The organism is Stenotrophomonas sp. STEN008 (assembly GCF_056760435.1).
Genome location: NZ_JBRRET010000065.1, coordinates 1 through 9,571, shown reverse-complemented (window position 1 = coordinate 9,571; position 9,571 = coordinate 1). Strand labels below are relative to the sequence as shown.

Sequence of the window (9,571 nt, the reverse complement as noted above, 5' to 3'; positions counted from 1 at the left end):
GCACCGAGGACGATGTGCTGATCACCGACGATGGCCATCGCGTGCTGACCGAAGGGCTGGCGCGGAGTGCGGACGAGATCGAAGCGGTGATGGCGGGTTGAGGGTTGCCGGGGGGGGGGGGGGGGCCCCCCCCCCCCCTTTCTGTTTTCTTCTGACCTATCCTTGGCCCATGCCCTCCCCCCGTTTCCTCGACTCGCTGCAGTCCGTTACCGCCACCGACTGGGACGCGCTGCATGATGGCCGCAATCCCTTCGTCAGCTACGTCTTCCTGGCCGGACTCGAAGCCCACGGTTGCCTGCGCGGGGATTGGGGTTGGCAGACATGGCATTTCACCCTGTGGGAGGGCGACGTCCTGGTCGCGGCGATTCCCGGCTACCTGAAGACCAACTCCCACGGCGAATTCGTGTTCGACCACGCCTGGGCCAATGCCTATGCCCGGCATGGCCGCGACTACTACCCGAAATGGCTCGGCGCCGTGCCGTACTCGCCGGTGACCGGGCCGCGGCTGCTGGCCCGGGACGATCCAGCCCGCGCGGGCGTGCTGTCGGCCCTGCGCGGGGCGCTGCCCACGCTGGGCGTGTCCTCGGCGCATATCAACTTCCACACCGCAGCGGATGAAGCGCTGTTCGGCGATGACTGGCTGTTGCGCGAGGATATCCAGTTCCAGTGGCAGAACCCGGGCGACTGGACGACGTTCGATCAGTTCCTTGGCGCCATGGACCACAAGCACCGCAAGAACATCCGCCAGGAGCGCGCCAGGGTCACCCGCCAGGGCATCGGCTTCCGCGTCGTGCACGGCGATGAGGCCAGCCGTGCCGACCTGCAGGCGATGTACCGTTTCTACCTGCAGACCTTCGTCGAGTACGGCAATGCACCGGCGCTCACCGAGCCCTTCCTGCGCCACCTGGCCAGCAGCCTCGGGCGCGGCCTGGTGATGTTCCTGGCCGAACAGGACGGCGAACCGATTGCCGGCGCCCTGTGCCTGCGTGGGGGCGACACGCTGTATGGCCGCTACTGGGGTGGCGCTACCCTGCCTGGCCTGCACTTCGAGGCCTGCTACTACCAGGGCATCGAGTACTGCCTGCGCGAAGGCCTGACCCGCTTCGAGCCCGGCGCACAGGGCGAACACAAGCTGGCGCGCGGCTTCCTGCCGACGCGGGTGCGCAGCCGGCACTGGGTGGCCGATGCGGATTTCGCAGAAGCTCTGCAGGACTGGTGCCGGCAGGAGCGCAGGGACGTGCGGCGCTATGAGCAGACGTTGCAGCAACACAGCCCGTTCCGCACGCAGGACTAGCGCCGCCGCAGAATGGATGCGCCGGCATCGCTACACTCCCGGCATGACCCGTCAATTGCCCTGGCGCCTGGACGATGCGCCGGACGCCCCCTTCCCGCCCGCTGAAACCGCGCTGCGCAGTCCCGACGGCCTGCTGGCCGTAGGCGGCGACCTGCATCCTGCACGCCTGTTGAATGCCTATGCCGGCGGCATCTTCCCGTGGTTCAGCGACGGCGAGCCGATCCTGTGGTGGTCACCGGACCCACGCATGGTGTTCCGCACCTCCGGCGTACACCTGTCCAGCCGCTTCCGCCGCCAGCTGCGCGGCAGCCACTGGGAGGTGACTGCCGACACCGCCTTCAGCCAGGTGATGCGCGCCTGTGCTGCCGCGCCGCGCCCCGGACAGGACGGCACCTGGATCAGCCCGGCAATGGTCGAGGCCTACAGCCGGCTGCACGACCTCGGGTTCGCCCATTCCGTCGAGGTCTGGGACCGGCAGACCCTGGTCGGTGGCATTTATGGCGTGGCCATCGGCACGATGTTCTTCGGCGAAAGCATGTTCAGCGGCGCCAGCGGCGGCTCCAAGATCGCGCTGGCCGCGCTGGCGGCCACCCTGCATGGCTGGGGCTGGGAACTGATCGATGCACAGGTGGAGAATCCGCATCTGCTGCGGATGGGTGCTGTGCACCTGCCACGCGCCGCGTTTCTGGACCACGTGCGGCAGGCCGTGCGCTGCCCGGGGCGTGAAGGCCCGTGGACTCGGCACATGGGCCGCTTGCCGGCCCGCGTCCTGGCGGGGGGTTAACATAAACTTTGCAAGCCGGCCGCGTCCCGCGTAAAATACTGCGCCTTAGGCCCAGCGTGGCCGTTTTCTGAACCGCACAGGACTACATGTCGAAAGACGATTCCATCGAGTTCGAGGGCACCGTCAGCGAGACGCTGCCGAACACCACTTTCCGCGTTCGTCTGGAAAATGGGCACGAGATCATCGCCCACATCTCCGGCCGCATGCGCAAGAACTACATCCGCATCCTCACCGGTGACCGGGTCAAGGTTGAAATGACCCCGTACGACCTGACCAAGGGTCGCATCACCTACCGCATGAAGTAAGCGGTCGGCGCGTCGCGCCACTTCGACAAGGCCAGCCTGGGTTGCTGGCCTTTTGTCATGCCCGCTCTCCGGCCCTGCCGGAGGTCATCGTGACCGATCTCACCATGGCGTCAGTCAGCCCTGCTTGCGACAGATTCGCAGTTGCGACCGCGGCAGCATTCTGGGATCCGATCCACTCCGGATCGCCACCCCTGCCCCGCCATGAAGCTGACTTCCCTGCTCGTCCCCTTGTCCTTGTCTGCCATCGCCCTGCTGGCCTCGCCCGCCCATGCGGCCGACACCCCGGCGGCGCAGTGCGTGCCGCTGTCCGGCGAACAGCAGATCGTTCGCGCCGGCGCCGACAGGAATATCCTGCTCCGCTCCGGCGAAGCGCACTATGTCGTGCACTTCCGCAACAGCTGCCCTTCCGCCGTGCTGGCCACCCGCCTCGGCTTCACGACCGACGGCAAGGAGGCTGACACGCTGTGCAGCGAGGGCCGAAGCAAGCTGGACACCGGTCGCGGCTCCTGCGAGGTGGCGCGCATCGAGCCGATCGATGCCGAGCGGTTCACGCGTGAAGCGCGCCGTCGCAGCCGCTGACACCTGACAGCACAAGGGCGGCCGAAGCCGCCCTTGCCCTTTCCAGTCCTTCACGCCACAGCCCGTGGCGTCAGCTCACTCCACCGTGGCCGGCAGCAGCCGCTCCGGCTCGGCCTGGGTCTCGACCACCAGTTCGTCGTCGCGGACATCGATGCTGACCTTGCCGCCGTTGACCAGCTTGCCGAACAACAGCTCGTCGGCCAGCGGACGCTTGATCTTGTCCTGGATCACGCGCGCCATCGGACGGGCACCCATCAGCGGGTCGAAGCCATGGTGGGCCAGCCAGTCGCGCGCGGTCGGCGTGGCCGACAGGCTGACGTGCTTCTCCTGCAGCAGCATCTCCAGCTCGATCAGGAACTTGTCCACCACACGCAGGATGTGCTCGAAGCCCAGCGCCTGGAACTGCACCACCGCATCGAGGCGGTTGCGGAATTCCGGGGTGAAGCTGCGGCGGATGGTCTCCATCGCGTCGGTGGCGTGGTCCTGCTTGGTGAAGCCAATCGAACGCCGCGAGGCCTGGGCCGCGCCGGCATTGGTGGTCATCACCAGCACCACGTTCTTGAAGTTCGCTTCACGTCCGTTGGTGTCGGTCAGCACGCCCCGGTCCATGACCTGCAGCAGGATGTTGAAGATGTCCGGGTGCGCCTTCTCGATTTCGTCCAGCAGCAGCACGCAATGCGGCGTCTTGACGATCTTCTCGGTCAGCAGGCCGCCCTGGTCGAAGCCGACGTATCCCGGGGGCGCACCGATCAGGCGGCTGATCGAATGCGGCTCCATGTACTCGGACATATCGAAGCGGACCAGCTCGATGCCCAGCTGCAGGGCCAGCTGCTTGGTCACCTCGGTCTTGCCGACACCGGTCGGGCCGGCAAACAGGAAGTTGCCGATCGGCTTCTCCGGATTGCCCAGGCCCGAGCGCGCCAGCTTGATCGCCGACGACAGGGTCTCGATGGCCGGGTCCTGGCCGAAGATCACCATCTTCAGGTTGCGCTCCAGGTGCTGCAGCACATCCTTGTCGGTGGCGCTGACCTGCTTGGTCGGGATGCGCGCCATCTTGGCAATGATGGCCTCCACTTCCTCCACGTCGATCAGTTCCTTGCGCTGGTCCTCCGGCAACAGCCGCTGGCGCGCACCTGCCTCGTCGATCACGTCGATGGCCTTGTCCGGCAGCAGGCGGTCACCGATATGCTTGACCGACAGGTCCACCGCGGCCTGCAGCGCCTCGTCGGAGTACGTCACGCCGTGGTGGGCTTCGTACTTGCCCTTCAGGCCCTGCAGGATCTCGTAGGTCTCACCCACGGTCGGCTCGACGATGTCGATCTTCTGGAAGCGGCGCGCCAGGGCGCGATCCTTCTCGAAGATGCCGCGGTACTCCTGGAACGTGGTCGAGCCGATGCAGCGCAGCTCGCCCGACGCCAACGCCGGCTTGATCAGGTTGGACGCATCCATGGTGCCGCCCGACGCCGAACCGGCACCGATGATGGTGTGGATCTCGTCGATGAACAGTACGGCGTTGGGCACCTTCTTCAGGGCCGTCAGCACGCTCTTCAGGCGCTTCTCGAAGTCGCCACGGTACTTGGTGCCAGCCACCAGTGCGCCCAGGTCGAGCGAATAGATGACGGCATCGGCCAGCACCTCCGGCACCGAGCCCTCGACGATGCGCCGGGCCAGGCCTTCGGCGATCGCGGTCTTGCCGACGCCGGCCTCGCCCACGTAGAGCGGGTTGTTCTTGCGACGGCGGCACAGGACCTGGATGGTCCGCTCGATCTCGTCGGCACGCCCGACCAGCGGGTCGATGCGTCCGGCCCGGGCCTGCTCGTTGAGGTTGCTGGCGAACTCGGTCAGGGCATCCCCCTTCGGCTCGCCCTCCCCGCCCTCGGCCCGGCTCTCGCCTTCGGAAGAGGGCTGTTCGCCCTCCTCGCCCAGCTTGGCGATGCCATGGGACAGGTAATTGACCACGTCCAGGCGGGTCACGTCCTGCTGGTTGAGGTAGTAGACGGCATGGGAGTCCTTCTCGCCGAAGATGGCGACCAGCACATTGGCGCCGGTGACCTCCTTCTTGCCCGAGGACTGCACGTGGTACACGGCCCGCTGCAGCACGCGCTGGAAGCCCAGCGTCGGCTGGGTGTCGCGGCCATCGTCTTCCGCCAGGCGGGACACGGAGGCCTCGATGGCCTGCTCCAGCTCCTGGCGCAGGCGGTCGGCATCGGCACCACAGGCCTTCAGTACGGCCTGGGCGGACGGGTTGTCGAGCAGTGCCAGCAGCAGGTGTTCGACCGTCATGAACTCATGCCGGGCCTCACGGGCGCGCTTGTAGCACTGGCCGATGGTGTGTTCGAGGTCTTTGCTGAACATGGATTACTCCGGCGGCAGATGGGGACAATATGCGGCCTGACTACGCGATTTCCATCACCCTAGCGGATTGCTGCGTTCAGATGGCGTTAGCAGTGCGGATTGCTTGATCTTCATTCACTCCCGGACAGCCCACCCATGAGCGAACCCTACCTGAGCCGCTGGCGATTGCGACGTGATGGTCCCGCCATCCGTACCCCGCACGCCCGGCTCTGGCCGGTACTGACCGCCGACGACCAGCCGGCAATGCTGAAGATCAGCAGTGAAACCGAAGAACAGAACAGCCATCGCCTGCTGCGCTGGTGGGACGGCGACGGTGCCGCGCGCCTGCTGGCGCACGAGGGGCCGGCCATCCTGATCGAGCGCGCCGGCGGCCAATCGCTGCGGGAGCGCTCGATCGGCGGCGATGACAGCACCTGTACCACGATCCTGTGCCAGGTCCTGCAGCGGCTGCACCGGCCACGGAGCGCACCGCCAGCGGAGCTGGTCTGCCTGCCTACATGGTTCGCCGACCTGCTGCAGCCAAGGGGCTCGCTGCCGCCACTGCTGGAACAGTGCAGATCGCTGGCGGTCGCGCTGCTGGAGGACGAACAGGAGGTCCGGCCGCTGCACGGTGACCTGCACCACGACAACGTGCTCGACTTCGGCACGCGCGGCTGGCTGGCGATCGACCCGAAACGGCTGATCGGTGATCGCGCGTTCGACTACACCACGCTGTTCAGCAATCCCGACCTGTGCGGTCCCGGCATCCACGTCGCGACCCGGCCGGAGCGCTTTGCGGCCCGGGTGACCGAGGTCAGCGCCCTGGCGGAGCTGGATCGCACGCGCCTGCTGCGCTGGATCGCTGCCAGCGCCGGGCTGTCGGCCGTATGGTTCCGCAATGATGGCGACCCGGCCGATATCGACGAGACAGTCGCGGCGATGGCACTGGAGGCGCTGGCGGAGGGGTGATCCCGCTGTAGCCGAGCATGGGCTCGGCTCTACAAGAGGCCGGTCAGGCCTTTTCCATCGTGCACAGCAGCGGATGCTGGTTCATCCGTGAATACTCGTTGACCTGGCCGACCTTGGTCTCGGCCACTTCGCGGGTGAACACGCCACAGACGCCGCGACCGCGGGTATGGACATGCAGCATCACCTGCGTCGCCTTGTCCAGGTCCATGTTGAAGAACTGCTGCAGCACGTCCACCACGAAATCCATCGGGGTGTAGTCGTCGTTGAGCAGCATGACCTGGTAGAACGGCGGCGGCGCCACTTCCGGGCGCGCGGGCTCCACGGCGATGCCGTGCTCGTGGTGGGAATCGGGGGAAGACTCGCGGGGCATCCGGTCATTATAGAGGTTGCCGCGCGCCCGCGTCGGCCCACCCGGAATGGACGGCACGGACGGCCGCCGTCACAATTGCCCTTCCCACCCCGGTTTCACAGGATTTTCATGAAAAGGACCCTTCTGCCTGCCCTGCTGATCGCCCTGGCCTGTGCCGGTCCGGCGAGCGCAGCCGATGCCGACGCCGCTGTCGGCCGCCTGCTGGACAAGCTGGGCTACAACTACGAGGTCGACGAGGATGGCGACTACCGGCTGGTGTTCGACGTCGAGGGCGACCGCACCCAGATGGTGTACGTGCGCTCGGCGGTGGAAGACTTCGGCAGCCACAACATCCGTGAGATCTGGTCGCCAGGCTACACGTCCAAGACCAAGCAGTTCCCGGTCGCGGTCGCCAACCGCCTGCTGGAGGACTCGCAGGACGCCAAGATGGGCGGCTGGGTGAAACAGGAGGCGACCGCGATGTTCGTGGTGAAGATCGACGCCGATGCCACCGCCGACCAGCTCAGCGACGCCATCGATGCCGCGATCCGCACCGCCGACGCGATGGAACTGGAACTGACCAAGAAGGACGATCTCTGAGGTGAACGCCACGCCGGACCCGCGCTGGGCACCGCACGCCACCGTCGCCACCATCGTGGTCGACGGCGGCCGCGTGCTGCTGGTCGAGGAGACCATCGATGGCCGCGCCGTGCTCAACCAGCCTGCCGGGCACCTCGAGCCCGGCGAGAGCCTGGCCGAGGCGGCGCTGCGCGAGACCCGCGAGGAGACCGGCTGGACGGTTCAGCTGACCGACTTCATCGGCTGTTACCAATGGACGGCGGGCGACGGTACGACGTTCCTTCGCTTCTGCTACGCGGCGCGCCCGGTCTCGCATGATCCGGCGCAGCCGCTCGACACCGGCATCGACCGCGCGCTGTGGATGACCCCGGCCGAGCTGCAGGCCGCCGGGCAGCGCCAGCGCAGCCCGCTGGTATGGCAGGTCGTGGCGGACTATCTGGGTGGCCAGCGCCACCCGCTTTCGCTGGTCCGGGAGGTCGCATGAGCACCCCGCGCGTGATGGTGGGCGTTTCCGGTGGCGTCGATTCGTCGGTCGCCGCTTGGCGGCTGGTGCAGCAGGGCGAGGCCGTGGCCGGCCTGTTCATGCAGAACTGGGCCGACGACGGCAGCGGCGACTGCCGCGCCGAGGATGATCGCCGCGATGCGGTGGCGGTCTGCGGCCTGCTGGGCATTCCCTTCCATTTCCGCGACTTCTCCAGCGAGTACTGGCAAGGCGTGTTCGAGCATTTCCTGGCCGAGTACGCCGCCGGCCGCACCCCCAATCCGGACGTGCTGTGCAACCGCGAGGTGAAGTTCAAGCACTTCCTGGACGCGGCGCGTGAACTGGGCGCCGAGCGCATCGCCACCGGCCATTACGCGCGGGTGACCCAGCGCGGCCACCAGTGGCTGCTGCTGCGCGGCGCCGACCGCTCCAAGGACCAGAGCTATTTCCTGCACCAGCTGGGGCAGGCGCAGCTGGCCGCCACCCTGTTCCCGATCGGCGACCTGGAAAAGAGCGACCTGCGCCGGATCGCCCGTGACGTCAGCCTGCCGACCCATGCCAAGAAGGACTCCACCGGCATCTGCTTCATCGGCGAGCGCGACTTCCGCGAGTTCCTGGGCCGCTATCTGCCGGCCCGGCCGGGACAGATCCTCGACCCGGCCGACGGCAGCGTGATTGCCGAGCATCCGGGCGTGTTCTATTTCACGCTCGGCCAGCGCGAGGGCCTGAACATCGGCGGCGTGCGTGGCCGCCCGGCCGCGCCGTGGTACGTGGTCGGCAAGGACGTGGCCAGCAACGTGCTGTATGTCGATCAGGACCGCGACAGCCCGTGGATGCTCTCCGAACGCCTGCGTTCGGAAACCGCGCACTGGATCGCCGGCGCACCACCGGCCCGGCGTTTCGAATGCACTGCCCAGACCCGCTACCGCCAGCCCGACGAGCCGTGTACGGTCGATGTGCTGGACGATGGCAGCGTGCTGGTCACCTTTGCCCGCCCGCAGCGGGCCGTCACGCCCGGCCAGTCGCTGGTGCTGTATGACGGCGAGATCTGCCTGGGCGGTGCGGTGATCGCCGCCACCGATGCGCCGCTGGAACAGCGCCTGCACACCACCCCTTCTCCTTTTGAGGTAATCGCTGCATGAGTTTCACTGTCGACGACCGCGTCCTGGCCCTGGCCGGCATTGCCCAGGCCCTGCAGCAGGTGCGCCGCATCGCCGATACCGGCCATTCCGACGCCGCCGCTGTACGTACCGCGGTGGACAGCGTGTTCCGCGTCGACGCGTCCTCTCCGCAGGAGGTGTTCGGCGACCGCCACGCGCTGAAGTCGGGCCTGCGCCTGCTGCACAACTACTTCCGCAACCAGGGCCAGGATCCGATCCTGCCCAAGCTGGCATTGTCGGTGCTGCAGCTGGAGCGCCGCTTCGTGCAGGACGGCGCAACCGTCAACAAGGTTGCCGCGGGCATCGAGCAGGCGCAGCGCAAGGCCGCCGAACTGGGCGACAGCGGTCACCCGGATGTGCTGGCCAGCCTCGGCGGCGTCTATGCGGACACCATCAGCCATCTCAAGCCGCGGGTGATGGTGCAGGGCAACCCGCATTACCTGGGCCAGGCCGGTGTGGTCTCCGAGATCCGTGCCCTGCTGCTGGCCGCCGTCCGCGCCGCGGTGCTGTGGCGGCAGGTGGGCGGCAGCTACTGGGACTTCCTGTTTGGTCGCAAGGCGATGGTCGAGGCCGTGGACCGCCTGCTGGCCTGACCGTTGCATCCGCCGGGGCAGGGCCCGCGCGGCCGCCAGGGCGGGCCGGGGCGCCGCGCGGGGGGGGGCCCGCCGGGGGCGCGGCCGGGGGGGGGGGGGGGCGGGGGGGCCGGGGGGGGGGGACAGGGGGGGGGGGGGTGATAA

General features: G+C 67.7%; 11 protein-coding genes. 9 read left to right on the top strand and 2 right to left on the bottom strand.

What is annotated here, in order from left to right; translation table 11 throughout:
- Nucleotides 1-169: 169 nt before the first annotated feature.
- The 4 genes from ACVOME_RS18275 (at nucleotide 170) to ACVOME_RS18260 (ending at nucleotide 2,962) form a co-directional block, all read left to right on the top strand.
- On the top strand, nucleotides 170-1,294 hold the full coding sequence (locus ACVOME_RS18275) for a GNAT family N-acetyltransferase (RefSeq protein WP_481505373.1): 1,125 nt from the start codon (nucleotides 170-172) through the stop codon (nucleotides 1,292-1,294).
- Between the two features lie 43 nt (nucleotides 1,295-1,337).
- Nucleotides 1,338-2,078, top strand: coding sequence for a leucyl/phenylalanyl-tRNA--protein transferase (aat, locus tag ACVOME_RS18270; RefSeq protein ID WP_197572555.1), 741 nt, complete (start codon nucleotides 1,338-1,340; stop codon nucleotides 2,076-2,078).
- 86 nt (nucleotides 2,079-2,164) lie between these two features.
- Entirely contained in the window at nucleotides 2,165-2,383 is a 219-nt protein-coding gene (gene infA / locus ACVOME_RS18265; RefSeq protein WP_005409596.1) for a translation initiation factor IF-1, read from the top strand.
- A 201-nt stretch (nucleotides 2,384-2,584) separates the two neighbouring features.
- Complete coding sequence (locus ACVOME_RS18260; RefSeq protein WP_277381755.1) at nucleotides 2,585-2,962, top strand: hypothetical protein; 378 nt, start codon at nucleotides 2,585-2,587, stop codon at nucleotides 2,960-2,962.
- Between the two features lie 75 nt (nucleotides 2,963-3,037).
- On the opposite strand, the gene clpA is transcribed toward ACVOME_RS18260, so the two are convergent.
- Nucleotides 3,038-5,317: an ATP-dependent Clp protease ATP-binding subunit ClpA gene (gene clpA / locus ACVOME_RS18255; protein WP_065182194.1), complete on the bottom strand. Its 2,280-nt coding sequence runs from the start codon at nucleotides 5,315-5,317 to the stop codon at nucleotides 3,038-3,040.
- A 135-nt stretch (nucleotides 5,318-5,452) separates the two neighbouring features.
- On the opposite strand from clpA, the gene ACVOME_RS18250 reads away from it, so the two are divergent.
- Nucleotides 5,453-6,265, top strand: a complete 813-nt coding sequence (locus ACVOME_RS18250; RefSeq protein ID WP_283219726.1) for an APH(6) family putative aminoglycoside O-phosphotransferase — start codon at nucleotides 5,453-5,455, stop codon at nucleotides 6,263-6,265.
- Nucleotides 6,266-6,308: 43 nt separating this feature from the next.
- Here the strand turns inward: ACVOME_RS18250 and clpS are convergent, their stop codons facing one another.
- Nucleotides 6,309-6,635 (bottom strand): ATP-dependent Clp protease adapter ClpS, encoded by a 327-nt coding sequence (gene clpS, locus ACVOME_RS18245; RefSeq protein ID WP_053517940.1) that lies wholly within the window; start codon nucleotides 6,633-6,635, stop codon nucleotides 6,309-6,311.
- Between the two features lie 108 nt (nucleotides 6,636-6,743).
- Here clpS and ACVOME_RS18240 point away from each other — a divergent pair, with 108 nt between their 5' ends.
- The 4 genes from ACVOME_RS18240 to hflD are packed head-to-tail and all read left to right on the top strand — an operon-like array spanning nucleotide 6,744 to nucleotide 9,427.
- On the top strand, nucleotides 6,744-7,214 hold the full coding sequence (locus ACVOME_RS18240) for a hypothetical protein (protein WP_053517939.1): 471 nt from the start codon (nucleotides 6,744-6,746) through the stop codon (nucleotides 7,212-7,214).
- 1 nt (nucleotide 7,215) lies between these two features.
- Nucleotides 7,216-7,677: an NUDIX hydrolase gene (locus ACVOME_RS18235; RefSeq protein WP_065182192.1), complete on the top strand. Its 462-nt coding sequence runs from the start codon at nucleotides 7,216-7,218 to the stop codon at nucleotides 7,675-7,677.
- Nucleotides 7,674-8,816, top strand: a complete 1,143-nt coding sequence (gene mnmA, locus ACVOME_RS18230) for a tRNA 2-thiouridine(34) synthase MnmA (RefSeq protein WP_481505372.1) — start codon at nucleotides 7,674-7,676, stop codon at nucleotides 8,814-8,816. The genes ACVOME_RS18235 and mnmA overlap by 4 nt, the downstream gene beginning before the upstream one ends.
- A complete protein-coding gene (gene hflD / locus ACVOME_RS18225; RefSeq protein WP_053517934.1) occupies nucleotides 8,813-9,427 on the top strand; it encodes a high frequency lysogenization protein HflD in 615 nt (204 codons plus the stop codon). Before mnmA ends, hflD begins: the two co-directional genes overlap by 4 nt.
- The last annotated feature ends 144 nt before the right edge of the window (nucleotides 9,428-9,571 follow it).

What these genes read in the sequence shown, in the direction of transcription:
- ACVOME_RS18275 (WP_481505373.1), top strand. Translation starts at nt 170, where the DNA reads ATGCCCTCCCCCCGTTTCCTCGACTCGCTGCAGTCCGTTACCGCCACC.
- aat (WP_197572555.1), top strand. Translation starts at nt 1,338, where the DNA reads ATGACCCGTCAATTGCCCTGGCGCCTGGACGATGCGCCGGACGCCCCC.
- infA (WP_005409596.1), top strand. Translation starts at nt 2,165, where the DNA reads ATGTCGAAAGACGATTCCATCGAGTTCGAGGGCACCGTCAGCGAGACG.
- ACVOME_RS18260 (WP_277381755.1), top strand. Translation starts at nt 2,585, where the DNA reads ATGAAGCTGACTTCCCTGCTCGTCCCCTTGTCCTTGTCTGCCATCGCC.
- clpA (WP_065182194.1), bottom strand. Translation starts at nt 5,317, where the DNA reads ATGTTCAGCAAAGACCTCGAACACACCATCGGCCAGTGCTACAAGCGC.
- ACVOME_RS18250 (WP_283219726.1), top strand. Translation starts at nt 5,453, where the DNA reads ATGAGCGAACCCTACCTGAGCCGCTGGCGATTGCGACGTGATGGTCCC.
- clpS (WP_053517940.1), bottom strand. Translation starts at nt 6,635, where the DNA reads ATGCCCCGCGAGTCTTCCCCCGATTCCCACCACGAGCACGGCATCGCC.
- ACVOME_RS18240 (WP_053517939.1), top strand. Translation starts at nt 6,744, where the DNA reads ATGAAAAGGACCCTTCTGCCTGCCCTGCTGATCGCCCTGGCCTGTGCC.
- mnmA (WP_481505372.1), top strand. Translation starts at nt 7,674, where the DNA reads ATGAGCACCCCGCGCGTGATGGTGGGCGTTTCCGGTGGCGTCGATTCG.
- hflD (WP_053517934.1), top strand. Translation starts at nt 8,813, where the DNA reads ATGAGTTTCACTGTCGACGACCGCGTCCTGGCCCTGGCCGGCATTGCC.